The 25,519-nt window shown below is 67.6% G+C and carries 21 protein-coding genes and 3 tRNA genes; 18 read left to right on the top strand and 6 right to left on the bottom strand.

What is annotated here, in order from left to right; genetic code table 11:
- Nucleotides 1–94 precede the first annotated feature (94 nt).
- The gene (gene ppsA, locus FHW84_RS11315; protein WP_167255518.1) at nt 95–2,482 is read right to left on the bottom strand and encodes a phosphoenolpyruvate synthase; all 2,388 of its coding nucleotides are present in this window, start codon (nt 2,480–2,482) and stop codon (nt 95–97) included.
- Nucleotides 2,483–2,701: 219 nt separating this feature from the next.
- On the opposite strand from ppsA, the gene FHW84_RS11310 reads away from it, so the two are divergent.
- Together FHW84_RS11310 and FHW84_RS11305 are read left to right on the top strand one after the other, a co-directional pair.
- Nucleotides 2,702–3,517 (top strand): pyruvate, water dikinase regulatory protein, encoded by an 816-nt coding sequence (locus FHW84_RS11310; protein WP_167255516.1) that lies wholly within the window; start codon nt 2,702–2,704, stop codon nt 3,515–3,517.
- 25 nt (nt 3,518–3,542) lie between these two features.
- Complete coding sequence (locus FHW84_RS11305; RefSeq protein WP_167255514.1) at nt 3,543–4,043, top strand: DUF1249 domain-containing protein; 501 nt, start codon at nt 3,543–3,545, stop codon at nt 4,041–4,043.
- Between the two features lie 74 nt (nt 4,044–4,117).
- On the opposite strand, the gene FHW84_RS11300 is transcribed toward FHW84_RS11305, so the two are convergent.
- The 3 genes from FHW84_RS11300 to FHW84_RS11290 all read right to left on the bottom strand — a co-directional run bounded on the left by FHW84_RS11300 (nt 4,118) and on the right by FHW84_RS11290 (nt 4,444).
- Nucleotides 4,118–4,194: transfer RNA gene (locus FHW84_RS11300), tRNA-Asp, on the bottom strand.
- A gap of 82 nt (nt 4,195–4,276) precedes the next feature.
- A tRNA-Glu gene (locus FHW84_RS11295) sits at nt 4,277–4,352 on the bottom strand.
- A gap of 16 nt (nt 4,353–4,368) precedes the next feature.
- Nucleotides 4,369–4,444, bottom strand: a tRNA-Ala gene (locus FHW84_RS11290).
- 191 nt (nt 4,445–4,635) lie between these two features.
- On the opposite strand from FHW84_RS11290, the gene FHW84_RS11285 reads away from it, so the two are divergent.
- The 5 genes from FHW84_RS11285 to FHW84_RS11265 all read left to right on the top strand — a co-directional run bounded on the left by FHW84_RS11285 (nt 4,636) and on the right by FHW84_RS11265 (nt 9,712).
- Nucleotides 4,636–6,402, top strand: a complete 1,767-nt coding sequence (locus tag FHW84_RS11285) for a cation:proton antiporter (protein ID WP_167255512.1) — start codon at nt 4,636–4,638, stop codon at nt 6,400–6,402.
- 173 nt (nt 6,403–6,575) lie between these two features.
- The gene (locus tag FHW84_RS11280) at nt 6,576–7,349 is read left to right on the top strand and encodes an FKBP-type peptidyl-prolyl cis-trans isomerase (protein ID WP_167255510.1); all 774 of its coding nucleotides are present in this window, start codon (nt 6,576–6,578) and stop codon (nt 7,347–7,349) included.
- Between the two features lie 154 nt (nt 7,350–7,503).
- Nucleotides 7,504–8,841: a UDP-glucose/GDP-mannose dehydrogenase family protein gene (locus tag FHW84_RS11275; RefSeq protein ID WP_167255508.1), complete on the top strand. Its 1,338-nt coding sequence runs from the start codon at nt 7,504–7,506 to the stop codon at nt 8,839–8,841.
- 1 nt (nt 8,842) lies between these two features.
- Nucleotides 8,843–9,058, top strand: coding sequence for a SlyX family protein (locus FHW84_RS11270; protein WP_167255506.1), 216 nt, complete (start codon nt 8,843–8,845; stop codon nt 9,056–9,058).
- 51 nt (nt 9,059–9,109) lie between these two features.
- On the top strand, nt 9,110–9,712 hold the full coding sequence (locus tag FHW84_RS11265) for a DUF2058 family protein (protein WP_167255504.1): 603 nt from the start codon (nt 9,110–9,112) through the stop codon (nt 9,710–9,712).
- Between the two features lie 233 nt (nt 9,713–9,945).
- Here the strand turns inward: FHW84_RS11265 and FHW84_RS11260 are convergent, their stop codons facing one another.
- Nucleotides 9,946–12,006, bottom strand: coding sequence for a 3-hydroxyacyl-CoA dehydrogenase NAD-binding domain-containing protein (locus tag FHW84_RS11260; RefSeq protein ID WP_167255502.1), 2,061 nt, complete (start codon nt 12,004–12,006; stop codon nt 9,946–9,948).
- A gap of 200 nt (nt 12,007–12,206) precedes the next feature.
- On the opposite strand from FHW84_RS11260, the gene FHW84_RS11255 reads away from it, so the two are divergent.
- The 11 genes from FHW84_RS11255 to recO all read left to right on the top strand — a co-directional run bounded on the left by FHW84_RS11255 (nt 12,207) and on the right by recO (nt 24,337).
- A complete protein-coding gene (locus FHW84_RS11255) occupies nt 12,207–12,701 on the top strand; it encodes a hypothetical protein (protein ID WP_167255500.1) in 495 nt (164 codons plus the stop codon).
- Nucleotides 12,702–12,730: 29 nt separating this feature from the next.
- Nucleotides 12,731–15,271 carry an EAL domain-containing protein gene (locus FHW84_RS11250; protein ID WP_167256000.1) on the top strand — a complete coding sequence of 847 codons (2,541 nt, stop codon included), beginning with the start codon at nt 12,731–12,733 and terminating at the stop codon, nt 15,269–15,271.
- Between the two features lie 229 nt (nt 15,272–15,500).
- Nucleotides 15,501–16,094, top strand: a complete 594-nt coding sequence (gene rpoE, locus FHW84_RS11245; protein ID WP_167255498.1) for an RNA polymerase sigma factor RpoE — start codon at nt 15,501–15,503, stop codon at nt 16,092–16,094.
- Nucleotides 16,091–16,780, top strand: a complete 690-nt coding sequence (locus FHW84_RS23380) for a sigma-E factor negative regulatory protein (RefSeq protein ID WP_167255496.1) — start codon at nt 16,091–16,093, stop codon at nt 16,778–16,780. The genes rpoE and FHW84_RS23380 overlap by 4 nt, the downstream gene beginning before the upstream one ends.
- A 144-nt stretch (nt 16,781–16,924) precedes the next feature.
- Entirely contained in the window at nt 16,925–18,418 is a 1,494-nt protein-coding gene (locus FHW84_RS11235; protein ID WP_167255494.1) for a DegQ family serine endoprotease, read from the top strand.
- A gap of 172 nt (nt 18,419–18,590) precedes the next feature.
- Entirely contained in the window at nt 18,591–20,381 is a 1,791-nt protein-coding gene (gene lepA, locus FHW84_RS11230) for a translation elongation factor 4 (protein ID WP_167255492.1), read from the top strand.
- Between the two features lie 104 nt (nt 20,382–20,485).
- On the top strand, nt 20,486–21,397 hold the full coding sequence (gene lepB / locus FHW84_RS11225; RefSeq protein ID WP_167255490.1) for a signal peptidase I: 912 nt from the start codon (nt 20,486–20,488) through the stop codon (nt 21,395–21,397).
- A gap of 145 nt (nt 21,398–21,542) precedes the next feature.
- Nucleotides 21,543–21,923: a DUF4845 domain-containing protein gene (locus FHW84_RS11220; RefSeq protein ID WP_167255488.1), complete on the top strand. Its 381-nt coding sequence runs from the start codon at nt 21,543–21,545 to the stop codon at nt 21,921–21,923.
- Nucleotides 21,924–21,930: 7 nt separating this feature from the next.
- Entirely contained in the window at nt 21,931–22,587 is a 657-nt protein-coding gene (gene rnc / locus FHW84_RS11215) for a ribonuclease III (RefSeq protein ID WP_167255486.1), read from the top strand.
- Nucleotides 22,584–23,528 carry a GTPase Era gene (gene era, locus FHW84_RS11210; protein ID WP_167255484.1) on the top strand — a complete coding sequence of 315 codons (945 nt, stop codon included), beginning with the start codon at nt 22,584–22,586 and terminating at the stop codon, nt 23,526–23,528. Before rnc ends, era begins: the two co-directional genes overlap by 4 nt.
- 98 nt (nt 23,529–23,626) lie before the next feature.
- Entirely contained in the window at nt 23,627–24,337 is a 711-nt protein-coding gene (recO, locus tag FHW84_RS11205; RefSeq protein WP_167255482.1) for a DNA repair protein RecO, read from the top strand.
- A gap of 445 nt (nt 24,338–24,782) precedes the next feature.
- Here the strand turns inward: recO and FHW84_RS11200 are convergent, their stop codons facing one another.
- Nucleotides 24,783–25,472: a response regulator gene (locus FHW84_RS11200; protein WP_243868075.1), complete on the bottom strand. Its 690-nt coding sequence runs from the start codon at nt 25,470–25,472 to the stop codon at nt 24,783–24,785.
- Nucleotides 25,473–25,519: the final 47 nt, after the last annotated feature.

Genomic DNA, 25,519 nt, shown 5'->3' with positions numbered 1-25,519 from the left:
AAGCGGGAAGACCGGCGCCGGGCGGCGAAGTTCCGGACAAAAAAAGGGACGGTGATCGCCACCGTCCCCTTCAAGGTCCTGCCGCAAACCGTGCTCAGCCGGCTTTCTTCTTCGCCAGGCGCAGCCAGGTGTCCACCACGGTGTCCGGATTGAGCGACACCGACTCGATGCCCTGATCCATCAGCCACTCGGCCAGGTCCGGATGGTCCGACGGACCCTGGCCGCAGATGCCGACGTACTTGCCCTTGTCGCGCGCGGTCTTGATCGCCATCGCCAGCAGCTTCTTCACCGCCGGGTCGCGTTCGTCGAACAGGCTGGCGACGATGCTGGAATCGCGGTCCAGGCCCAGGGTGAGCTGGGTGAGGTCGTTGGAGCCGATCGAGAAGCCGTCGAAGATGTCCAGGAACTCATCGGCGAGCAGCGCGTTGGACGGCACCTCGCACATCATGATGATCTTCAGCGCCTCTTCGCCGTGCGCACTGGCGCCCTGCTTGAGGCCATTCTTTGCCAGCACCTCGACCACCTTGCGGCCTTCGCCTAGGGTGCGCACGAACGGGATCATCACCCACACGTTGTCCAGGCCCATCACTTCGCGCACGCGCTTGACCGCCTTGCACTCCAGCGCGAACGACTCGGCAAAGCCGGCGTCGACATAGCGGCTGGCGCCGCGGTAGCCGATCATCGGGTTCTCTTCGTGCGGCTCGTAGCGCGAGCCGCCGAGCAGGTTGGCGTATTCGTTCGACTTGAAGTCGGACAGGCGCACGATCACGGGCTTGGGGAACACCGAGGCGGCGATGGTGGCGATGCCTTCGGCCAGGCGGTCGACGTAGAACGACACCGGGTCGGCGTAGCCGGCGATGCGCTCGTCGATCTTCGCCTTGGTGGCGGCGTCCTGCTTGGCGTATTCCAGCAGCGCCTTCGGATGCACGCCGATATGGCTGGCGATGATCATTTCCAGGCGGGCCAGGCCGATGCCGGCGTTCGGCAGCAGGCCGAAGTCGAAGGCGCGCTCGGGGTTGGCCACGTTCATCATGATCTTCAGCGGCGCCTCGGGCATGGCGCCCAGATCCGCGGTGACGCGGTCGAACTTCAGGATGCCTTCGTAGATGGTGCCGGTGTCGCCTTCGGCGCAGGACACGGTGACGTCGGCGCCGTCGGGAATCTTTTCCAGCGCATTGCCGGTGCCCACCACGGCGGGCACGCCCAGCTCGCGCGCGATGATCGCCGCGTGGCAGGTGCGGCCGCCGCGGTTGGTGACGATGGCGGAGGCGCGCTTCATCACCGGCTCCCAGTCGGGGTCGGTCATGTCGGCCACCAGCACGTCGCCGGGCTGCACCTTGTTCATGTCGGCGAGGCTGCGCACCACGCGTGCCTTGCCGGCGCCGATCTTCTGGCCGATGGCGCGGCCCTCGGCCAGCACCTTGCCCTTCTCGCCGAGGTGGAAGCGCTCCAGCTGGGTGGCATGCGCGCGCGACTTCACCGTCTCCGGGCGGGCCTGCACGATGTAGAGCTTGCCGGTGTTGCCGTCCTTGGCCCATTCGATGTCCATCGGGCGGCCGTAGTGCTGCTCGATGATCAGCGCCTGCCGGGACAGCTCTTCCACGTCGGCGTCGCTGATGCAGAAGCGGTTGCGGAGCTCGTCCGGCGTCGGCTCGGTCTTGACGCGCTCGCCCGGCGCGGACGAATACACCATGCGCAGCTGCTTGGCGCCGAGCTGGCGGCGCAGCACGGCTGGCTTGCCCTGCTTGAGCGTGGGCTTGAACACGTAGAACTCGTCCGGATTGACCGCGCCCTGCACGACCATCTCGCCCAGGCCGTAGGAGCCGGTGACGAAGACCACGTCGCGGAAGCCCGATTCGGTGTCCAGGGTGAACAGCACGCCGGAGGCGCCGACGTCCGAGCGCACCATCAGCTGCACGCCGGCCGAGAGGAACACGTCCTCGTGCTTGAAGCCCTGGTGCACGCGGTAGGCGATGGCGCGGTCGTTGTAGAGCGAGGCGAAGACTTCCTTCACCTTGTGCAGCACGTCGTCGATGCCGACCACGTTGAGGAAGGTTTCCTGCTGGCCGGCGAAGGAGGCGTCGGGCAGGTCTTCGGCGGTGGCGGAGGAGCGCACGGCCACGGCGATGTCGTCGGCGCCGGCGTCCTTGCACAGCTTGGCGTAGGCCTCGCGGATGGCCTGGTCCAGGTCCGCCGGCAGCGGCGTCTCGGTGACCCACTCGCGGATTTCCTTGCCGGCGGCGATGAGCGCGTCGACGTCGTCGACATCCAGGCCGGTCAGGCGCGCCTGGATGCGCTTGGCCACGCCGCTCTTGTCCAGGTACTGCTGGAACGCGTCGGCGGTGGTGGCGAAGCCGCCGGGCACGGATACCCCGAGCTTGGCCAGGTTGCCGATCATCTCGCCGAGCGACGCGTTCTTGCCGCCGACCTTGCCCAGGTCGGTCATGCGCAGCGAGTCGAGCCAAAGCACCAGATCGTTCAAGGGAGTCTCCTCAAGAGCTCGTAGGGGTAGGCCTGGAGCAGCCAAAAATCGGCCGCAAAGAACTGGTATTGTCCGCCGCCGATGGTGCACGGCACAAGAAGACCATTGCCGCCCACTGCCGCGCCAACTGCATACCAGTCAGGCGAGGGTCAAGCAAAGACAGGGATTCGTGCTTGCGCTAAGGTGGCGCCCAACTTTTGCAGGCCCGGCGGAACTGGTATGCGGCGTACCGTTTTTTACATCTCCGATTCCACTGGTATTACAGCGGAGACGATCGGCAACAGCATCCTGGCCCAGTTCGAGGGCGTGCAATTCGACAAGCATCGCCTGCCGTTCGTGGACGACGCGCAAAAAGCGGAGGCCGCCGCGCTGCGCATCAAGACGCGCTTCGCCCAAAGTGGCGAGCGGCCGATCGTGGTCAACACCATGGCCTCGCGCGACCTGTGCGAGATCGTGGCGGCGAGCGGGGCGCTGATGCTGGACGTGTTCGCGCCGTTCATCGGCACGCTGGAAGACGAGTTGGGCGCCAAGCGCTCGGGCGCCGTGAACCGCTCGCACGGCATGGTGGACTTCGACAAGTACGAGGCGCGCATCAATGCCACCAACTACGCCTTGTCCCACGACGACGGCATCGACGTGGACTATGCCCAGGCCGACCTGATCCTGGTCGGCGTATCCCGCTCGGGCAAGACGCCGACCTGCCTGTACATGGCCTTGCATTACGGGGTGAGCGCCGCCAACTACCCCCTCACCGACGACGACCTGGACAAGCTGGAGCTTCCGGTGCGGCTGCGTCCCTACCGGGACCGGCTGTTCGGCCTGACCATCGACCCGCAGCGCCTGGCGCAGATCCGCGAGCAGCGGCGCGCCGGCAGCCGGTATGCGACCCTGCAGCAGTGCCGCTGGGAGTTGGAGCAGGCCGAGAAGCTGATGCGGCGGGAAAGCATCCCCAGCCTCAACACCACGCATACGTCGATCGAGGAAATCGCCAGCAAGATCCTTGACCGCTTCGGTATCGAGCGGACCATGTTCTGACTTCGAAGGAGTACCCAAGGTCCTTATGAGTGCCGTGCTGGACAGTCGCCAGTCCCTGCTGCCGGATCGCTTCGGCTTCCTGATGGGACTGTATGCGGAGAACTACCATCGCCTGGCGCACCTGTTCGCACCGCACGAACTGGCGCCGGGCTTCTATGTGTCGAGCGTGGACGACGGGCTGGACGTGCGCCTGCAGGTGCAGGAACGCCATCCCTATACGCTGGAACTGGAACTGACCTACGACTTCCTCGATGCCAACACCGGGCAGCCGTCGCCGTCGGCGCAGCTGCGCATGTACACCGACGCGCACGTGGCCGAGGCGCTGCATTGCCATCCGGGCCGCCATCTGTGGCAGGTGCTGGGGCCGTTTCCGCCGGCGCACACGGTGCTGCAGCATCGCCTGCGCATGAACGGCTTCCTCTCGCGCTGGCTGGAGTACCTGGCCGAGCAGGGGCATTCGCGCGGCACGCTGGAGCCGCTGGCGCAGCACAAGCCGGTGGACTTGCCGCCGGGGCACGAGCTGTAGGTTCGCCGGGGGTGGAAGAGGGCGCGGAATCGCGGGCAACAAAAAACCCGCACCAGGCGGGTTCCTTGGAAAAGTGGCGGAGCGGACGGGACTCGAACCCGCGACCTCCGGCGTGACAGGCCAGCATTCTAACCGACTGAACTACCGCTCCGCATTTTCGAACAGCTACTTACGAGGCCCCTAAGTCCACCTCAACTTCCATACGCACCGCGACCGATGCGTCAGAGTTAAGATGGCGTCCCCACGGGGATTCGAACCCCGGTCGCCACCGTGAAAGGGTGATGTCCTAGGCCTCTAGACGATGGGGACGTAATCTAAAATTTATTGGTGGAGCCAGGCGGGATCGAACCGCCGACCTCCTGCATGCCATGCAGGCGCTCTCCCAGCTGAGCTATGGCCCCACTGCTGTGGAGCCCGAAAGAATAGATAGGGATCGGGGTTTCGTCAAGCATCCGCGAACAAAAATTTTCACAAATGTTCGCGCCGCGTGTCAGTCCTGCGTCGGGGCGGCGAGCAAGCGAGCGTGGAGGGCGTGAAGCCGCGCTTCCGACACCTCCGTGTAGTCTTGCGATGACTCGACACGGAAGCGCCCATGCACGATCTGCACTTCATCCAGGATCTCGCCACGGTGATGCTGGTCGCCGGCCTCACCACGGTGATCTTCCAGCGCCTGCGCCAGCCGGTAGTGCTCGGCTACATCATCGCGGGCGTGCTGGTGGGGCCGTATACCTCGCCGGTGATCTTCATCCACGACGAAGACACCATCCGCACGCTGTCCGAGCTGGGCATGATCCTGCTGCTGTTCGCGCTGGGCCTGGAATTCAGCCTCAAGAAGCTCAGGGCGGTAGGCGGCGCGGCGCTGGTGGCGGCGCTGTGCGAGATCGTGCTGATGGTGTGGATCGGCTACGAGATCGGCCGCTTCTTCGGCTGGACGCCGATGGACTCGATGTTCCTGGGCGCGATGCTGTCGATCTCCTCCACCACCATCATCATGAAGGCGCTGGACGACCTCGACCTCAAGCGCGAACGCTTCGCGCAGCTGATCTTCGGCATCCTCATCATCGAGGACGTGCTCGCCGTGGTGCTCATGGCGCTGCTCACCGGCATCGCCAGCACCGGCGACCTGGAAGCGGGCCAGGCGATGGAAGCGGTCGGGCGCCTGATGCTGTTCATGGTGGTATCGCTGGTGGTGGGCCTGCTGCTGGTGCCGCGGGTGGTCGACTACATCGCGCGGGTGGCGCGCGACGACGTGCTGCTGGTGGCGGTGCTGGGCCTGTGCTTCGGCTTCTGCCTGCTGGTGACGGAAATGGGCTACAGCATCGCGCTGGGCGCCTTCCTGATCGGCGCGATCGTGGGCGAATCGGACAGCGTGGCGCGGGTGGAGCGCATCATCACCCCGGTGCGCGACATGTTCAGCGCGGTGTTCTTCGTCGCCATCGGCATGCTGATCGATCCGGCGCTGCTGAAGCAGTACGCGCTGCCGATCACCGTGGTCACCATCGTGGTGGTGCTGGGCAAGGTGATCACCTGCAGCTTCGGCACCTTCGTCGCCGGCAACGGCGGGCGCACCTCGCTGCGGGTGGGCATGGGGCTGGCGCAGATCGGCGAGTTCTCGTTCGTGATCGCCTCGCTCGGCCTGACCTTGAAGGTGACCAGCAGTTTTCTGTATCCGGTCGCGGTGGCGGTGTCGGCCATTACCACCTTTCTTACGCCGTACCTGATCCGCGGCGCCGATCCGCTGGCGGGTTTCCTCGGGCGGCGCATGCCCGCCGGTGTCAGCGGCATGTTCGGCGCGTACACCGACTGGATGGGCAATGTGAGCCTGAGCGGGCAGGGCGCGATCGTGATGAAGATGATCCGCCGCCTGGTGTGGCACGTGCTCATCAACATGATGCTGGTGGTGGCCGTGTTCCTGATCATGGCCTATCTGTATCGCCGGCAGTTTTTCCATTGGGAATGGTTGAACCAGCGTCCGCTCACCGAGCGCACGCTGGCCTGGTCGGTCGCCGCGCTGCTGTCGCTGCCGATGATCGTGGCGGCGTACCGCAAGGCCGCGGCGCTGGGCATGCTGCTGGCGGAGCTGAGCATTCCGGAGCGGCTCGGCGGCGCGCTCAACGTCAAGATCCGCTCCGTATTGGCACGCATCGTGCCGCTGGCCGCGATGTGGGTGCTCGGCCTGCTGGTGGCGGCCCTGGCCTCGACCATCCTGCCGCCGCGGGAAGTGGCGCTGGTGCTGGTTCTGGTCGGCCTGGCGCTGACTTGGCTGCTATGGCGTGTACTGGTTCAGGTGCATGCGCGCCTGCAGGCGGCGCTGCGCGACACGCTGGAACGCGACGGCCGGCCGAACGGGCATTCGTGAAGAAAATCGCAAAATGCCACGATGTCACGTGCTTTGAACCTTTATATGGCCTGATGGTCGACATTCGACATCGTTGCTAAGACCGGTAAGGCGCCTCACAATGCGTGGCGCTGCCTCCATCCGGGAGGCCCGTCCGGTGAGCACCGGGACATCCAAAAACGAGGGAGTTTCAAATGAAGCAATTCTTGCGTCCCACGCTGACGGCCGCCGCCCTGGCGGTTGCGCTGGGCCTCACCGCCGGCGCGCACGCCCAGGCCGCCAAGACCGCCGCTCCGGCGGCCGGCGCGGTCGACAAGACCAAGGCCAGCTACGTGGTCGGCTGGGACCTGGCCAGCCAGCTGCCCCCGCTCGTGCGCGAGGAAGTGGATCCGGCCACCGTGGCCCGCGCTGTGCAGTCCGCCCTGTCCGGCCAGAAGCCGACCATGAGCGAGGCTGAAGCGAAGCAGGTGCGCGACGCGTTCGTCGCCAATCTGCAGACCAAAGCCAAAGCCGAGTACGAGAAGGTTGCCGCCAAGAACAAGACCGACGGCGACGCTTTCCTGGCCAAGAACAAGACCGCCGCCGGCGTGAAGACCACCGCCTCGGGCCTGCAGTACCAGGTGATCAGCCAGGGCACCGGCGCCCGTCCGGGTCCGAACGACACCGTGCAGGTGAACTATGTCGGCAGCTTCGTCAACGGCGAAGTGTTCGACGATTCGTCCAAGCACGAGGGCAGCACCGGTCCGGCCTCGATCCCGCTCTCCGGCGTGATCCCGGGCTTCCGCGAAGGCCTGCAGCTGATGCAGGTGGGCGGCCACTACAAGCTGTTCATCCCGTCGAACATCGCCTATGGCGCGCAGCCGCAGAACGGCTTCCCGCCGAACTCGACGATCATCTTCGACGTGACCCTGGTGAAGACCGGCCCGACGCCGGCCGGCGCCGCTGGCGACCAGGGCGGCGCGAAGTAAGCGTCCGCGGTTCGCAGCAGATCAGGCACGGGGCGCGAAGCGATTCGCGCCCCGTTGCTTTTCCCGGCACGGATTTCGGAAAAGCCGGCAGTCCGATGCGGCAGGACCCCCTGCTAGAATCTGCGGTCTAACGCATCGCGGAACCCTGCATACGATGAAAGTCACCATTTTCGGCACCGGTTACGTGGGCCTGGTCACCGGCGCCTGCCTGGCCGAGATGGGCAACCACGTGGTCTGCGTGGATATCGACGCGGCCAAGGTCGAGCGCCTGAAGCGCGGCGAGATCCCCATCTACGAGCCGGGCCTGGAACCCATCGTCAAGCGCAACCACGCCAGCGGCCAGCTGGATTTCACCACCGACGCCGCGCCGGCCATCGCGCACGGCCAGGTGCTCTTCATCGCCGTCGGCACGCCGCCGGACGAGGACGGCAGCGCCGACCTCACCTACGTGCTCGGCGTGGCGCGCACCATCGGCCAGCACCTGGACCGCTACGCCGTGGTGGTGAACAAGTCCACCGTGCCGGTAGGCACCGCCGACCGCGTGCGCGAAGCGGTGGCGAACGAACTCTCGGCGCGCGGCGTCCAGGTCGATTTCGACGTGGTCTCCAATCCGGAATTCCTGAAAGAGGGCGACGCGGTCGAAGACTGCCTGCGCCCGGACCGCATCATCATCGGCAGCTCCAGCGAGCGCGCGGTGGGCGTGCTGCGCAAGCTGTACGCGCCGTTCAACCGCAACCACGACCGCACGGTGGTGATGGACGAGCGTTCTGCCGAGCTGACCAAGTACGCGGCGAACGCCATGCTGGCGACCAAGATCAGCTTCATGAACGAGATCGCCAACATCGCCGAGCGCGTCGGCGCCGACGTGGAACTGGTGCGCCAGGGCATCGGCTCGGATCCGCGCATCGGCTATCACTTCATCTACCCCGGCGCCGGCTACGGCGGCTCCTGCTTCCCCAAGGACGTGCAGGCGCTGGAACGCACCGCGCGCAGCGTGGGCTATCCGGCGCGCCTGCTCGGCGCGGTGGAGTCGGTGAACAACGACCAGAAGGGCAAGCTGTTCGAGCTGGTCTCGCGCCATTTCGACGGCGACCTCAAGGGCCGCACCATCGCGCTGTGGGGCCTGGCCTTCAAGCCGAACACCGACGACATGCGCGAGGCCTCGAGCCGCCGCGTGATGGAAGCGCTATGGGAGGCCGGCGCCAGCGTGCGCGCGTTCGACCCGGAAGCGCGCGAGGAAACCCATCGCATCTACGGCGACCGCGCGGACCTGGTGCTGTGCGACAGCGCCTACCAGGCGCTGGAAGGCGCGGACGTGCTGGCCATCGTCACCGAGTGGAAGGCGTTCCGCAGTCCCGATTTCGCGCGCATCCGCGCCGCGCTCAAGAGCCCGGCCATTTTCGACGGCCGCAATCTGTACGACCCGTCCGCGGTCGAGGAAGCCGGCCTGGCCTATTACGGCATCGGCCGCGGCCGCAGCCTGAGGGTGTGACGTGTCGGTATCGCTCGAACAACGCCTGACCGAACTGGAAGTGCGCCTGACCTTTCTCGACGACACGGTGAACGCCCTGGTCGCCACCGAGACCGAGCAGGCGCAGCGCATCCTCAAGCTGGAGCAGATCCTGCGCGACCTGCGCGACGAGCTGCTGGCACTGCGCAGCTCGCAGTCGCACGACCCGCACAGCGAGCCGCCGCCGCCGCATTACTGATGTTTCGCTAGTCCCACGTTCCGATCCACACGCAAGACAGGTTTATCGATCATGGCCGATTCCCTGCGCGATCAGCTGCTCAAGAGCGGCATCGTCAAACAGGTGCGCGACGAGAAGCGCGCATCGCAGCCGCCCGCCGGCAGGCCGGCGCACAAGCCTTTCAAAAGCCAGGGCGGCAAGCCCGGCAACCCGCAGGCGAAGCCGGGCGGCAAGCCCCAGCAACCGTCCGCGCGTCCGCCGCGCGACGGCGAGATCGACCTGGCCAAGGCCTATGCGATCCGCAAGCAGGCCGAAAGCACCGAGCGCCGCCAGGCCGAGCAGGCGGCGGCCGAGGAAGCGCGGCTCAAGCGCGAGCGCAAGCAGAAGGTCCAGCAACTGCTGCAGGGCCAGGCATTGAACAAGAAGGACGCCGAGCATGCGCGCCACTTCGAATACGGCGGCAAGATCCGCCGCGTCTACGTCGACCAGGCGCAACTGGCCGCGCTCAATGCGGGCGAGCTGGGCGTGGTGCAGCAGGGCGGCCACTACCTGGTGGTGAGCCGCGCCATCGCCGAGCAGGTGCGCGAGATCGATGCGCATTTGCTGGCGCTGCTGCCGGAGCCGGGTACGGGTGGCGTGGGCGAGGATGGCGTGCCGGACGATCTGGTCTGGTAAGCGCTACCTGAGACGCAGGGAATCGCGGCACGCGACTACGTATGGACGTCATTCCGGCGCAGGCCGGAATCCAGTGGCGATGTGCCGCATCGTAGTGAAGGCATCCCAAAGCTCGCTCTGGAGCTTTTTCGCACACTCGGACGGCAACGCTACTGGATCCCGGCCTGCGCCGGGATGACGAGCAAAGAAAAGGCCGGCGATGATGCCGGCCTTTTTCATTTCATGACTTGTCTTCAGGCTTCCGGCGGCTGCGCCAGGGTCGGCAAGTCCCACCCCTGCTTCGGCGCGAAGCGCTCGCCATGCCGCTGCGCCAGCCGTTCCAGCTTGCCCTTGACCACGCTGGCGCCTTCGCTGCGCACGTACTGGATCGGGCCGCCGCGGAACGGCGCGAAGCCGGTGCCGAAGATCACGCCGGCATCGAGCAGGTCGGCATCGTCCACCACGCCGTCGGCGAGGCAGGCCACGGCCTCGTTGACCATCGGCAGCAGCATGCGCTCCTGCAGGTCGGCGGGCGCGGCGTAGTCGGGATCCACTTCCGGCTTCTGCGGCTTGCCTTCCTGCCACACGTAGAAGCCCTGGCCGTCCTTCTTGCCGCGCTTGCCGGCGGCGAGCTTGTCCTCGATGCCAGGCGGCAGTTCCAGGCCGAGGAAGGGCGCCAGCTCCTTGCCTACGGATGCGCAGACGTCCAGGCCCACGGTATCGGCCAGTTCGATCGGCCCCATCGGCATGCCGAATTTCTTCGCTTCCTTGTCCAGCACCGGGCCGGGCACGCCTTCGTTGTACAGGCGGATGGCTTCGAGCAGGTAAGGCATCAGGATGCGGTTGACCAGGAAGCCCGGCGTCCCCTTCACCGCCACCGGCAGCTTGCCGATCGCCTTGCAGAAGGCCAGCGCGCGCTTCTCGATCGCGGGGTCGAGACCGTCGTGGCGCACCACTTCCACCAGCGGCATCTGCGCCACCGGATTGAAGAAGTGCAGGCCCAGGAAACGCTGCGGCGCGCGCAGGCCCTGGCGCAGTTCGTCCAGCGGAATGCTCGAGGTATTGGTGGCGAGGATCTCGTCCGCCTGGAACTGCGGCTCGATGGTGGCGTACAGCGCCTTCTTCGCCTCGGCGTTCTCGAAGATCGCCTCGATCGCGAGATCCGCCGCGGCCACGCCCTTGCCCTCGGCGTCGGCGCGCAGGCGGCGCGCCACTTCTTCGACCTTCTCCGGCGTCTTCAGCTTTTTCTCGTATAGCGCGCGCGCGCGGTCCAGCGCGGGCTGGATGAACTTCATCTCGCGGTCCTGCAAGGTCACCTGGAAACCCTTGAAGGCCGCCCAGGCCGCGATATCGCCGCCCATCACGCCGGCGCCCACCACGTGCACGTGCTCGATGCCGTGCTCCGCGCCGGCGCCCTGGCCCTTCAGGCGTTCCTGCAGCAGGAAGATCCGGATCAGGTTGCGCGCGGTGCTGGTCTCGGCCAGCTTGGCCACCGAGCGCGCCTCCAGCTTCAGCCGCTGCTGGATGCTGGAGCCGCCGCGCTGCCATACGTTGATGAGCGCGAACGGGGCGGGGTAGTGCTCCTTGCGCACCTTGGCGGCGGTCTGCTTCAGCACCATCGGCGCCAGGATCTGCCGCGCCGGCCAGGTATTGGTGGCCCAGGCCTTCAGCCGCTGCACGGCGGGGCGCACGTGCGGGCGGCGCAGCAGGGCACGCGCTTCGGCCAGCAGTTCGCCGGCGGGCGCAAGGCGGTCGACCACGCCGAGCGCGGCGGCACGCCTGGCCGACAGCGCCTTGCCGGTCAGCATCACCGGCAGCGCGTCGAGTGCGCCGATCAGGCGCGGCAGCCGCGCCGTGCCGCCCCAGCCGGGGTGGATGCCGAGCATCACTTCGGGCAGGCCGATCCGGGTCTTCTCGTCATCCGCCGCGATGCGCTGGCGGCAGGCCAGCACCAGCTCCGTGCCGCCGCCCATGCAGGCGCCGTGGATGGCGGCCACCGTGGGGCAGGGCAGGCGGGCCAGCGATTCGAACACGCGCTGGCCGTTCTCGATGTTCTGCAGCACCGTGCCGTCTTTGGCGTATTCGACGAATTCCTTGATGTCCGCGCCCACCGCGAAGCCGCCCGGCTTGGCCGAATGGATCAGCACGCCGGCGGGCTTCTCGATCGACAGGCGCTCCACGATCTGGCCGAGCTCGTCCAGCACCTCGCGCGAGAGCGCGTTGACGCTGCTGTTGGCGCGGTCGAGCGTCAGGGTGACGATGCCGCTGTCGTCCAGGCTCGTCTTCCAGTGGTTGAAGCGCAGTCCTTCGAACATGAGTCAGGTCCAGCATGGAAAGGCAGGCACCATACCCTGCCGTAGCGTGGATTGCGAGATGGTCCGGGGCGGTGCGCAAGTCCATGAAAGTGGCGTAAAAGACCGGCCTGTGCGCTGACGCAAGAAACCCGCCGGCGAATGCGCGGAGGCTCTTTCGGGCGCTAGGCGTAGCCCCGCGGACCGCGTAACTTAGCTGCCCAATGAACACCTCCATTGCCGCCCCAGCCGTCCAGCCAGGTGCCGATATCCTCGAGCGCATCCTGGGCGCGCGCGGCTGCCTGGTCTCACTGGAAGACGCGGACGGCGACGCCCTGATCGGGCAGTTCCGCAGCCTGGTCCGCCGCACCGGCCAGGCCATCTACCTGTGGAGTCCGGAGGAAGGCCTGGGCAACCTGCGCGAGGAGCACGCCGACAAGGCGCCGCATGCGCGGCTGAGCCAGGTGCTGCGCTACATCCAGCAGAGCAATCACTTCGGCATTTACTTGTTGCGCCGGCTGCCGCTGCCGCTGGCCGCGCCGGACGTGGCCCTGCTGCGCCAGCTGGCCCGTACGCCCACCGGCCACGTGCGCCGGGTGGTGCTGCTCGATGCCCCCGAATCGCTGGTGGAAGGACTGAGCGACGTGATCGTGCGGCTCAGCTGCCAGGTCAAGCCCGCGCTCCGGCCGCGCCTGCGCGATGGCCGGTGGCTGCTTTGAACGCGGCCGTGTCCGCCCCCGGCGGCATCATGGTGGTGGCGGCGCAGCGCGAGCTGCGCCGCGCCGTGTTCGACGCGCTGGACCGCGACGGCCACCTCGCCGTGCATTCCGCCCGCGACACCACCCACGCCGGCATCCTGCTCGAAGGCCGCCCCAAGCTGGCCCTGGTGGTGATGGTGCTGGAAGGCGACGCGCGCGACGCGCTGGCCTCGGTGGAACAGCTGCGCCGCCTGCCGGCCTGCGCCGAGGCACCGGTGATCGTGGTGCTGACCGAGGGCGCGGCGATCAAGCCGGCCCAGCTGCCGGCCGGGGTTTCCGACTGGCTGTATGCCGCGCAGATCGACAGCGAGCTGATCGCACGCTGGCAGCGCCTGCAGCGCACCGGCGCGATCCTGCCGGCTTCCGCGCAGGGCGAGGCGGCGCACGGCGGCGGCGACTACCGCTTCGCCTTCGACGAAGTGGACAGCGAGTGGCTGATCGTCGATGCCGAGCGCGGCCGCCTGCTCGAAGTCAGCCCCGCGCTGCTGCGCCGCAGCGGCCTGTCCGGTGAGCGCCTGGTCGGCCAGCCGCTGGCCGAGCTGCTGCGGTTCCAGGGCCTGGCGCCGGAGCAGGCGCTGGCCGACGATTCGCGCCGCTGGCATCCCTGCCGGCGCCGCTCGCGCCAGGGCGAGGACAGCGGCGAGGCCAGCGCGCGGCAGATCCGCCACGCCGGCCGCGACGCCGTGGCCTTCGTGTTCCGCAGCGACCGCGCCGGCGCGCGCGCCGAAGTGGCGCTGGCCATGCTGGCGCGCCTGTTCGCCAGCAGCAGCGCCGACGACAGCATCGCCACCGCGGCGCGGATGCTGTTCGAGGACATGGGGCTGGACTATCTGGCGATCTGGTCGGCGCGTCCGGAAGACGGCGGCGCGCCGCTGCAGCTGGCGCAATGCTGGAGCGGCGAGGAGCAGCTGTGGCCCAGCCCGCAGCTGCAGAGTTCGCTGCGCCTGGTGCTGTCCGGGCAGCCGATGCTGCACCCCGGCGGCGCGCGCCGCCTGGCGGCGATGGATCCGCTGCTGGAACAACTCGACCTGAGCGGCTTCGCCGGCCTGCCCTTGCTGGACGAGCGCCACAGCGTGCTCGGCGCGCTGCTGGCCGGCACGCGCCAGCCGTTCGGCGAGCTGGCCATCGTGGAACCGGTGCTGCGCTGCGCGGCGGCGCGCTTCGCCCATGCGCTGGAACTGCGCCGCACCCGCGAGCAGGGCCGCGCCGAAGGCCTGCTGGACGCGCTCACCGGCCTGCCCAACCGCCTGCTGTTCAACGACCGCCTCGACACCATCATCCGCGAGGCCAACCGCACCGGCGAATGCTTCGCCATGCTGTTCGTCGACCTGGACCGCTTCAAGACCATCAACGACACCCTCGGCCACGCGGTGGGCGACCAGGTGCTGATCACCACCACCCAGCGCCTGCGCACCAGCGTGCGCGCGTCGGACACGGTGGCGCGCTACGCGGGCGACGAGTTCGTGGTGATCCTGCGGCACATCGTGAAGAGCGAGGACGTACTGCGCGTCGCCGAGAAGATCGTGCAGGTGATGGAAGCGCCGTTCCGCATCGACGACGGCACCGAGCTGCAGGTCACCGCCTCGATCGGCGTGAGCTTCTTCCCGGACGACGCGCCGGACGCCGAGACCTTGCTAAAGCACGCCGACGAGGCGATGTACGCGGCCAAGAGCCTGGGCCGCAACAACTACCAGATCTACGAGATCAGCGCCGAGCAGGCGCAGCAGCAGAACATGGCGCTGAAATCCGGCCTGCGCCACGCCGAGCACAATGGCGAGCTGCGCGTGTTCTACCAGCCGCAGGTGGACGCGGCCAGCGAGGACATCGTCGGCATGGAGGCGCTGGTGCGCTGGGAGCATCCGGAGCTCGGCTTCATCGGCCCCGGCTTCTTCATCCCGCTGGCCGAGGAGACCGGCCTGATCGTCTCGATCGGCGAATGGGTGCTGCGCACCGCCTGCAAGCAGGCGCAGGAGTGGGAGCGCAAGTTCGGCCTGCGGCTGCGCCTGGGCGTGAATCTCTCGGCGGTGCAGCTGATGCAGCCGAACCTGCTCGACATCGTGGCGTCGGCGCTGCAGGAGAGCGGCCTGGATCCGGGCCTGCTGGAAATGGAGGTGACCGAGAGCATCAGCATCAAGGCCGCCCCCAACCTGGTGGAGAACCTGCACGGCCTGCACAAGCTGGGCTGCCGCATCGCCATCGACGACTTCGGCACCGGCGCCGCCTCGCTGGACTACTTGCGCAAGCTGCCGGCCGACCGCATCAAGATCGACCAGAGCTTCGTGCGCAATATCGGCGTGGACCCGGACGACGAGGCGATCGTGCGCGCCACCATCGAAATGGCCCATCGCCTGAAGCGCGGCGTGGTGGCCGAGGGCGTGGAGATCGAGCAGCACCTGCATTTCCTGCGCGCCAACCGCTGCGACGAACTGCAGGGCTATCTGTTCTGCCGGCCGCTGCCGACGCCGGCCTTCGAAAAGCTGCTGCACGAACGCCAGCGCCTGCTGGCCACGGCGGATGCCGGCGAGGAGTGAAGCGATTGCCGCTTGCCTGGCCGTGGCGCGTCCCTATATCTGCAGCAGGGCGGTCGGCCGCCGGGACGCCAGTCGCGTTGGGTACGATGGCGCCGGAGCCGGCCGGGGCGGATGCCTTATCTGCGCGGGGCGCTGAACTCGGCGGCATGTTTCTTGTCCTAGCGAACCGTCCCGAGCCGGCGGAATCCCTCCAAGCGGTGGCAGCGGTAGTCAGAAGGAGACGGCCCGGATGGGCGAAAACGAACTGGACAGCGCCCTGGTCGAGCGGGTCCAAAAAGGGGACAAGCGGGCCTTTGACCTGCTGGTGCGCAAGTACCAGCACAAGGTCATCGCGCTGGTTTCCCGCTATGTGAACAACTACGCCGAGTGCGAGGACGTGGCCCAGGAGGCGTTCGTGCGCGCCTGGCGCGCGATCGGCTCGTTCCGCGGCGAGAGCGCTTTCTATACCTGGATGTACAAGATCGCCGTGAATACGGCGAAGAATCACCTGGTAGCTCTGGGGCGGCGTCCGCCGGCCGACGACATCTCGGTGGACGATGCGGTCTTCGTGCCCGGTTCCGACCGCATGCAGGAAACCGCCACGCCCGAGCGCGAACTCCTGCGCCAGGAAATTGAACAAACGGTTTTTTCCACTGTCCAAGCGCTGCCCGAAGAGCTGCGGACCGCTATCACGCTACGCGAGGTGGACGGCCTGAGCTACGAAGAAATCGCCGAGGCGATGGGCTGCCCGATCGGTACGGTGCGTTCGCGTATCTTCCGGGCACGCGAAGCAATCGACGAGAAACTGCGGCCCCTGCTGTCGGACCGTGAGGACCTGACATGACTGACAACCATCGCGAACATCCTTCCCAAGGCATGCTGTCCGCCGGCATCGACGGCGAACTGACCCAGGAGGAACTGCGCTTCCTGCTGCGCCGGCTCGACCACGACGCTGCCCTGCAGCAAGCCTGGTCGCGCTATCACGTGGCGCGCGACGGCCTGCGCCACCAGTTGCCGCCGCTCGCCTCCGCCGGTTTCTCGGCGCGCGTGCTGGTGGCGATCGAGCAGGAAACCATCGCGGTCGGCAGCGGCAGGCGCCGCCACTGGCTGCGCTGGTCCGCCGGCGGCGCCATCGCCGCGACGGTCGCCGTCGCCGCCCTCATGGTCACCCAGCCGGTCGGCCCCGGCAGCGACAACGCCACGCCGCGCGTCGCCACCGCCGGCAGCCAGCGGGCCGCCGTGACGCAGTCCGCCGCCACGGCCACCGCCCGCGCCGACGTGCCGGCCGCCGCACCGGAATGGCTCAACAACTACGCCGGCCTGCCTTCGGCGCTGACCCAGCAGGCTTCGGCCACGGTCGGCGGCGACGACGGCGCCACCTTCCTGTACTCGCGCAACCGCCAGAACCCGTACCAGCTGGATCGCTACCGCGCGATCAACAACGGCGACGGCAGCTACCTGCTGCTCGCCCCGCAGGTGCAGCAGCGGATTCCCCAGGCGCAGTCCGCGCAGGAACCGCAGGCGCAGTAATCGCGGCGGTGTGTCCATGCCCGCCCCGATGGCCTTTCTTGTTGTCCCCCATGCAGTGATGTCCGTCCGGCCCCCAGGGGCCGGACGTTGCACGGGCGCGCTCCGCGTCCAGCCCGATTCCCACACCTTGGAAAGGAGGAACACATGAGTCGAACGAACCTGCGTCGCGCGCTGGGCTGCGCGCTGGTGTCGCTTGCCGTGGCGAGCGGAGCGCAGGCCCAGGCGGCGAGTCCCGCGCCGGCCCCCGCGGCCAGCCTGCCGGACTTCACCGGCATCGTGCAGAAGAACGCCCCGGCCGTGGTCCACGTCGAAGCCAAGTACAGCGGCAAGAGCGCGCGCAAGGCCGCACCCCAGGCGCGCGGCCGCGGCGCGATGCCGCCGGACGACCCCCAGCTGGACATCTTCCGCCGCTTCTTCGGCATGCCGATGATGCCGTCGCCGGAAGAACAGCAGCGCACCTCGCTCGGCTCCGGCTTCATCATTTCCAGCGACGGCTACATCCTCACCAATACCCATGTGGTGGACGATGCCGACCAGGTCACCGTGCGCCTGCAGGACCGCCGCACCCTCACCGCCAAGGTGATCGGCAGCGACCCGCAGTACGACATCGCCCTGTTGAAGGTGGATGCCGGCGGCAGCCTGCCGTCGGTGAGCATCGGCGATTCGCGCAGCCTCAAGCCCGGCCAGTGGGTGCTGGCGATCGGCTCGCCGTTCGGCTTCGACTACACCGTGACCCAGGGCATCGTCAGCGCCGTGGGCCGCAACCTGGGCAGCCAGGACCAGCCCTACACCTCGTTCATCCAGACCGACGTGCCGATCAACCGCGGCAACTCCGGCGGCCCGCTGTTCGACCTGCAGGGCCGGGTGGTCGGCGTGAACTCGCAGATCTATTCCAACACCGGCGGCTATCTGGGCGTGGCGTTCTCGATCCCGATCGACGTGGCCATGAACGTGGTCAAGCAGATCAAGGAAAAGGGCTACGTCACCCGCGGCCAGCTCGGCGTGATGATGCAGCCGATCACCGACGACATCGCCAAGGCGCTCAAGCTCGGCAGCAATTCCGGCGCGGCGGTGACCCAGGTCAATCCGGGCAGCGGCGCGGACAAGGCCGGCATCAAGCCGGGCGACATCATCGTCGGCTACAACGGCCAGCCGATCACCCAGGCCGCCGACCTGCCGCCGCTGGTCGGCATGACCGCGCCGGGCAGCAAGGCCACCCTCAGCATCCTGCGCGACGGCAAGAAGCAGGACGTGCCGGTCACCGTCGGCGAGATGAAGCGCGACGGCAAGGCCATCGCTGCCGCCGCGGGCAAGGAAGCGCCGGCCACCGGCGGCGGCTCCACCGCGCTGGGCCTGGCGGTGCAGGACCTGGACAGCGATACCCGCCAGCAGCTCGGCCTGAAGGCGGGCGAGGGCGTGCTGGTCAGCGACGTCAACGGTCCGGTCGCGGCCCGCGCCGGGCTGCAGCCGGGCGACGTGATCCTGATGGTCAACCAGCGCCGGGTCGGCACGGCGGCGGCGTTCCGCGAAGCCACCAAGGAGCTCAAGCCCGGCGATACCGCGCTGCTGCTGGTGCGCCACGGCGACCAGAGCGGCTTCGTCGGCCTGACCATCCCTAAGGCCGGCGAGGAGGAGTGATCTCCTGACCGGTGATACCGACGGCGGGGCGGCCTCCGGGCCGCCCCGCCGCATTCCGGCCCCCGCCGCCCGGCCGAAGCGCTTTCCATGCGATAATGCCGGGTTCGTATCGCCATCCCGGTGATACGCTGCCTGTGCTCCGCGCAGGCGGTGACCGCAGCCAGCGTGTTCCATGGAACTGATCCGCAATTTCTCCATCATCGCCCACATCGACCACGGCAAGTCGACGCTTGCCGACCGCATCATCCAGATCTGTGGCGGCCTGGCCGAGCGCGAGATGGAAGCCCAGGTGCTCGACAGCAACCCGATCGAGCGCGAGCGCGGCATCACCATCAAGGCCCAGTCCGTGTCGCTGCCGTACAAGGCGCGCGACGGCAAGACCTACCAGCTGAATTTCATCGACACCCCCGGCCACGTCGACTTCTCCTATGAAGTAAGCCGCTCGCTGGCCGCCTGCGAAGGCGCGCTGCTGGTGGTCGACGCCGCCCAGGGCGTGGAGGCGCAGTCCGTCGCCAACTGCTACACCGCGGTGGAGATGGGCCTGGAAGTGGTGCCGGTGCTCAACAAGATCGACCTGCCCACCGCCGACCCGGACAAGGTCAAAGGCGAGATCGAAGCGGTCATCGGCATCGACGCCGACGACGCCGTCGCGGTCAGCGCCAAGACCGGCCAGAACGTGGTGGAAGTGCTCGAGGCCATCGTCGCGCGCATCCCGCCGCCGAAGCCGCGCGACACCGACCGCCTGCAGGCGCTGATCATCGACTCCTGGTTCGACAACTACCTCGGCGTGGTCTCGCTGGTGCGCGTGATGCAGGGTGAGATCCGGCCCGGCGAGAAGCTGCTGGTGATGTCCACCGGCCGCACGCACGAAGTGAGCGAAGTGGGCGTGTTCACCCCCAAGCGCAAGAAGCTGGAGCGCCTCGCCGCCGGCGAAGTGGGCTGGATCACCGCGTCCATCAAGGACGTGCACGGCGCGCCGGTGGGCGACACGCTCACCCACGCCGGCAAGCCCGCCGACAAGCCGCTGCCGGGTTTCCAGACCATGCAGCCGCGCGTGTTCGCCGGCCTGTTCCCGGTTTCCGCGGACGACTACCCGGCGCTGCGCGAGGCGCTGGAAAAACTGCGCCTCAACGACGCCGCGCTGTTCTTCGAGCCGGAAAGCTCCGAGGCGATGGGCTTCGGCTTCCGCTGCGGCTTCCTCGGCATGCTGCACATGGAGATCGTGCAGGAGCGCCTGGAGCGCGAATACGACCTGGACCTGGTCACCACCGCGCCCACCGTGGTCTACGAGATCCTCAAGAACGACGGCTCGGTGATGCTGCTGGACAACCCGGCCAAGCTGCCGGCCTCGCCGCAGGTGGAGGAGATCCGCGAGCCGATCATCGTCGCCAACATCCTCACGCCGGCCGACTACATCGGCAACATCATCACGCTGTGCGAGGAGAAGCGCGGCATCCAGCGCTCCATCCAGTACCTGGCCACCCAGGTGCAGATCAGCTACGAGCTGCCGCTGGCCGAGGTGGTGCTGGATTTCTTCGACCGCCTCAAGTCGGTCTCGCGCGGCTATGCCTCGATGGACTACCACTTCGAGCGCTTCGAGGCCGGTCCGTTCGTGCGCACCGACGTGCTGATCAACGGCGACCGCGTCGATGCGTTGTCGCTGATCGTGCACCGCAGCCACGCCGACCGCCGCGGCCGCGACCTGGTCGAGCGCATGAAGGACCTGATCCCGCGCCAGCAGTTCGACGTGGCGATCCAGGCGGCGATCGGCGCGCAGGTGATCGCGCGCTCCACCGTGAAAGCCTTGCGCAAGAACGTTCTGGCCAAGTGCTACGGCGGCGACGTCAGCCGCAAGAAGAAGCTGCTGGAGAAGCAGAAGGAAGGCAAGAAGCGCATGAAGCAGGTGGGCCGCGTGGAGATTCCGCAGGAGGCCTTCCTCGCCGTGCTCAAGGTCGACAAATAAGGCGCGGGCAGGACATGGAACGAACAGGGGGCCACCGCAACACCGCCGGCGCAGTGCACCGGCCGCGAGAACCCCTCCGCGATTGACGCTCTGAAGGAGCCCTCATGGATTTCGATTTTTCGGCGATTCTGCTTGCCTTGACCGTGCTGTTCGGCGTGGTCTGGGGCCTGGACCGCCTGCTGTTCTACAAGTCGCGCAAGGCCAGGGCCGAGACGGCCGGGCAGGAGCCGCAGGACCCGGTCGCGGTGGACTGGGCGCGCTCGCTGTTCCCGGTGGTGCTGGTGGTGCTGCTGCTGCGCTCGTTCGTGGCCGAGCCGTTCCGCATTCCGTCGGGTTCGATGATGCCGACCCTGGACGTGGGCGACTTCATCCTGGTGAACAAGTTCGCCTACGGCCTGCGCATGCCGGCCTTCAACAACAAGTTCCTGGCCCTGGGCGAGCCCAAGCGCGGCGACGTGGTGGTGTTCCGCTTCCCGGGCTACCTGTGCGGCGTGGACGGCAAACTGGTGCGCAGCGGCGACCAGACCTGCGCCAACCCGCAGGCGCCGGTGCCCAGCCAGAACTGGATCAAGCGCGTGATCGGCCTGCCGGGCGACCGCATCGAGATGCAGGGCGACCAGCTGCTGATCAACGGCCAGGCGGTCGATGCCGAGGAAGTCGGCCCCTACATGGGCAACCCCAAGCGCGAAGAAGACCGCCTGATGCTGGAAATGGGCGCGACGGTGTGGAACGAGCACCTGCGCACCGAGGAGGGCACCGTGGTGAACCACCTCACCGCGCGCATGCCGGCCTACAACCGCCCGCCGCCGATCCCCAACGACAAGGTGCCGTCGGTGATCCCGCAGGGCTGCTACCTGGTGATGGGCGACAACCGCTACAACAGCACCGACAGCCGCTGGTGGGGCTGCATGCCGGAGCAGAACCTGGCGGGCAAGGCCTTCCTGATCTGGCTGAGCGTGAAGGGGCCGGACGCCGGCTGGGTCGACTTCTCGCGCATGGGCCGTGTGATTCACTAAGCAAAGCGTGACAGCGGTCGGGTCGCGCGGCGTGACGCCGGCCCGCCGTGGCGCCAGAATCCGCCTGCGCGATGCCGGCGGGCCGGCAACGTGGCACCATTTCCATACAAGCGGGGCCGCCGCCGGTCGGCATAGCGAGGGGACTATGAAAGCAAAGCAGTCGGGTATCACCCTGATCGGGTTTCTTGTGGTGTTGATCGTCGTGGCCTTCTTCGGCTTCATGGCGATGAAGCTGGTGCCGTCCTACGCCGAGTTCATGGGCGTGAGCAAGGCCATGAACCAGGTGGCCACCGCCGGCACCGAAGGCCGCACGCTGGACGACATCCGCCGCGACCTGATGTTCAAGCTGGGCTTCCAGTACGTGGACGATGCCACCATCAAGCCCAAGGACATCACCATCTCGCGCGCCAACAACGCCGCGCTGCTGAAGATCGAGTACGACAAGCGCGTGCCCTTTATGTACAACATCGATTTCCTGCTGCACTTCGAGAAGACCGTGCCTCTGCAGGGCAACATCGGTTACTGAGGTTTTTTTGGCCAAGCTGACTTACCGTTTCCGCGACCCGGCGCTGGCGCAACTGGCCCTGACCCATCGCAGCGCCGGCAAGCCGAACAATGAGCGGCTGGAGTTCCTCGGCGACGCCCTGCTTGGCGTGGTGGTCGCCGAACTGCTTTACGAAGCGCACCCCAACGCCAGCGAAGGCGAGCTGTCGCGCCTGCGCGCGCAGCTGGTCAACGGCCAGGCGCTGGCGCTGATCGCGCGCGAGCTGGAACTGGGCGACGCGCTGAAACTGGGCTCGGGCGAGTTGAAGAGCGGCGGCTACCGCCGCGATTCCATCCTCGCCGACGCCTTCGAGGCCCTGGTGGCCGCCGTCTACCTGGACAGCGATTTCGCCCAGTGCCGCGAGGTGGTGCGGGGCCTGTTCGCCGAGCGCGTCGCGGCCATTCCGCGCTCGTCCAAGGACGCCAAGACCCGCCTGCAGGAATGGCTGCAGGCCCGCGGCTGGCCGCTGCCGCACTACGAACTGACCGACAGCTACGGCGAGGATCACGCGAAGACGTTCGACGTCTCCTGCATCATCGCCGAACCCATGCCGGTCACCGCGGAGGGCCGCGGCGGCAGCCGCCGCGCCGCCGAGCAGGACGCGGCCGAGGCCGTGCTGCGCCAATTGCAGGAAACCAGACCATGAGCGACCACGATCAAGATTTCGAAGCCCCCGCGCCGGCCGAACTGCCGCACGAGGATTTCCGCTGCGGCGCCGTCGCGCTGCTGGGCCGGCCCAACGTGGGCAAGTCCACCCTGCTCAACGCGATGATCGGCTTCCGCCTGTCCATCGTCAGCCCGCGCCCGCAGACCACGCGGCACCGCATCCTGGGCATCGCCACCAACGAGGCGGGGCAGATTCTCTACGTCGACACGCCCGGCCTGCATCGCGGCGCCAAGCGCGCGATGAACCGCAGCCTCAACCGCGCGGCGCGCTCGGCGATCGGCGAAGTGGAGCTCGCCGTGCAGGTGATCGAGTCCGGCCGCTGGACCGACGAGGACCAGGCCCTGTACGAGGCACTGGCCGAGCAGAAGATCCCGCGCCTGCTGGCGATCAACAAGGTCGACCTGGCCAAGGACAAGTCCGCCATGCTGCCCTTCGTGGCCGGCCTGATGGAGCAGCACAGTTTCGACGAGGTCTACTACGTCAGCGCGCTGAAGGAAAAAGGCCTGAAAGAGCTGGAGCAGGGCATCCTGAAGCGCCTGCCGGTGCGCGCGCCGATGTACGGCGAGGACGAGATCACCGACCGCAGCGAACGCTTCCTCGCCGCCGAGATGGTGCGCGAACAGCTCATGCTGCGCCTGGACCAGGAACTGCCGTACGCCACCACGGTGGAGATCGAGCAGTTCAAGGACCGCGATGACGGCGTGGCCGAAATCCATGCCGTGATCTGGGTGGAGCGCGACGGCCAGAAGGCCATCGTGATCGGCAACGGCGGCCAGCAGCTCAAGGCGATCGGCTCGGCCGCGCGCCGTAAGATGGAGCAGCTGTTCGAGCGCAAGATCTACCTGCGCCTGTGGGTGAAGGTGCGCGAGGGCTGGGTCGACGACGAGAGCATGCTCAAGAAGTTCGGCTATACGGATTGATGAGGAGCAGGGAACAGGAACCAGGGAACGGAAGCGCTCGATAAGCTTGCAGCGCCTCATCTACCGGTTCCCCGACCCCCGTTCCCTGCGCTCAGGCCATGCAACTCCTCCAGCAGCCTGCCTACGTGCTTCATGCGCGGCCCTATCGGGAGACTTCGCTGCTGCTGGAATGCCTGACGCTGGAGCACGGCCGGATCGGCGTGGTGGCGCGCGGCGTGCGGCGCGAGCGCGCGAAGCTGCAGCGGTCGCAGCTGGAGCCGTTTCAGCCGTTGGCGATGGATCTGCTGCTGCGCGGTGAGTTGGCGACCTTGCAGGGGGCTGAGCATGCGGGGGCGCCGCAGCGGCTTGGTGGCGATGCCGGTCTCGCCGGGCTTTATCTCAATGAGTTGGTGGTGCGGCTGACGGGGCGTCAGGATCCGCATCCGGAATTGTTTCAGGCGTATGCGGCGACGCTGGCGCGGATGGCGGGCGGCGAGCCGTTGGCGTGGACGCTGCGGCGCTTTGAGCGTGATCTGCTGGATGCGATCGGGTATGGGTTGCAGCTCGATTACGAGGGGGAGTCGGGGGAGGCGGTCGATCCGGATCGACATTACCGTTATCGGGTGGAGGTCGGGCCTACGGCGTGTCGGGCGGATCTTCCGCATGCGTTGCGGGGGAGTGATTTGCTGGCGCTGGCGGCGGATTTGATGCCGGATGCGGCTGGGTTGTCGGCGCTGCGCGCGATGATGCGGGAGGTGATTCGCTTTCATCTTGGTGGTGCTGAGTTGCGTGCGTGGCACGTACTTTCGGCGGCGTTGTCGCGTCGCTGATTCTCGTCATCCTGCTCCGCTCGTCATCCCGGCGTAGGCCGGGATCCAGTAGCGACTAGGTGTGGTTGTCGCGACTTGGCCGCTTATGCAGCGGGCATTTCGGACGCCTGCCGGCGCCCGAGTCACTTTCTCTTTGCTGGCTCAAAGAGAAAGTAACCAAAGAGAAATAGCCTGAGAGCAACTGCTCGCGACGCGACTAGAAGGAGCAGTGGGCGGCTGCGGTAACTTGATTAACCTGGGTCTACACGAAACCACAGTGCGTTTACGTAGCGGGTGCTTCAACGTGCCGTTGCCGAGAGGACGTTCAAGGAACGAGGCCAGCTTTCGCTCTTCGTTCCTGCCTGCCTCACGATGCCACCCCTCTCCCCTCCGGGGAGAGGGCAGGGTGAGGGGCCGGGGCTTGCGCAGAGGCTTGTTCGAAGCGCGGTGCAAACCCAGCACCCATTCAAGCGCCCGCGCCCAGCGCCTCGATCGTCTCCAGCAACGTCGCCCGGAACCGCTCGTGCATCGCCGGTGGAATCGCGCGCCCGAGTTTGAACTGTTCCTGCAGCTGCACCACGCGTGCGGCGAGAGCGGTAGCGCCGCAGAAGCCGCAGGAGCCCCGCAGTTTGTGCAGGCGGTCGCCGAAGCCGGCTTCGGTGAGGACGGCGGTGGCAAGGTCCTGGTAGATGCCGACCAGTTCGTCGCGCAGCAGGGCGCGCATGGCGCGCATGATCGGTTCGCTGCCGGTGCTGGCCAGGCCTTGGGCGTCGTCCAGGAGAGGCTGGCAGTCGGGTTGGACGAGGGCGACGATGCGGCGCAGGTCGGCCAGGTCGCAGGGTTTCTGCAGGACTTCGGTGAAGCCGCCGGAGAGCAGGCGCTGGCGTTCGGCGGCGTCCATCTCGGCGCTGGTGGCCACGGCGGTGCTTTCGGCGGAGGGGGCGGCGGGGTCGCCGCGCAGTTCGGTCAGGACTTGCTGGGCGCCGGCGCCGGGCATGCGGCAGTCGAGCAGGAGCAGGTCGTAGGCTTCGCGGCGTCCGCGGGCGATGGCGGCGGCGCCGTCGTCGCAGGCTTCGGCTTCCAGGCCCAAGGTGCGCATCGCTTCGACCAGGAAGAGGCGGCTGGCCGGATCGTCGTCGGCTACCAGGACACGCAAGGCATGAGCGCCGGAAGGATGACCCGAAGGATTGCCCGCGGGAACGG

This window comes from Dyella sp. SG562 (genome assembly GCF_011759495.1).
GTDB lineage: Bacteria > Pseudomonadota > Gammaproteobacteria > Xanthomonadales > Rhodanobacteraceae > Dyella_D > Dyella_D marensis.
Note: the sequence above shows the minus strand (reverse complement) of the source record. Positions and strands in the feature narration are given on the sequence as shown.

Coding starts and splice junctions, on each gene's coding strand:
- FHW84_RS11310 (WP_167255516.1), top strand. CDS start 2,702: ATGCGGCGTACCGTTTTTTACATCTCCGATTCCACTGGTATTACAGCG.
- FHW84_RS11305 (WP_167255514.1), top strand. CDS start 3,543: ATGAGTGCCGTGCTGGACAGTCGCCAGTCCCTGCTGCCGGATCGCTTC.
- FHW84_RS11285 (WP_167255512.1), top strand. CDS start 4,636: ATGCACGATCTGCACTTCATCCAGGATCTCGCCACGGTGATGCTGGTC.
- FHW84_RS11280 (WP_167255510.1), top strand. CDS start 6,576: ATGAAGCAATTCTTGCGTCCCACGCTGACGGCCGCCGCCCTGGCGGTT.
- FHW84_RS11275 (WP_167255508.1), top strand. CDS start 7,504: ATGAAAGTCACCATTTTCGGCACCGGTTACGTGGGCCTGGTCACCGGC.
- FHW84_RS11265 (WP_167255504.1), top strand. CDS start 9,110: ATGGCCGATTCCCTGCGCGATCAGCTGCTCAAGAGCGGCATCGTCAAA.
- FHW84_RS11260 (WP_167255502.1), bottom strand. CDS start 12,006: ATGTTCGAAGGACTGCGCTTCAACCACTGGAAGACGAGCCTGGACGAC.
- FHW84_RS11255 (WP_167255500.1), top strand. CDS start 12,207: ATGAACACCTCCATTGCCGCCCCAGCCGTCCAGCCAGGTGCCGATATC.
- FHW84_RS11250 (WP_167256000.1), top strand. CDS start 12,731: ATGGTGGTGGCGGCGCAGCGCGAGCTGCGCCGCGCCGTGTTCGACGCG.
- rpoE (WP_167255498.1), top strand. CDS start 15,501: ATGGGCGAAAACGAACTGGACAGCGCCCTGGTCGAGCGGGTCCAAAAA.
- FHW84_RS23380 (WP_167255496.1), top strand. CDS start 16,091: ATGACTGACAACCATCGCGAACATCCTTCCCAAGGCATGCTGTCCGCC.
- FHW84_RS11235 (WP_167255494.1), top strand. CDS start 16,925: ATGAGTCGAACGAACCTGCGTCGCGCGCTGGGCTGCGCGCTGGTGTCG.
- lepA (WP_167255492.1), top strand. CDS start 18,591: ATGGAACTGATCCGCAATTTCTCCATCATCGCCCACATCGACCACGGC.
- lepB (WP_167255490.1), top strand. CDS start 20,486: ATGGATTTCGATTTTTCGGCGATTCTGCTTGCCTTGACCGTGCTGTTC.
- FHW84_RS11220 (WP_167255488.1), top strand. CDS start 21,543: ATGAAAGCAAAGCAGTCGGGTATCACCCTGATCGGGTTTCTTGTGGTG.
- era (WP_167255484.1), top strand. CDS start 22,584: ATGAGCGACCACGATCAAGATTTCGAAGCCCCCGCGCCGGCCGAACTG.
- recO (WP_167255482.1), top strand. CDS start 23,627: ATGCAACTCCTCCAGCAGCCTGCCTACGTGCTTCATGCGCGGCCCTAT.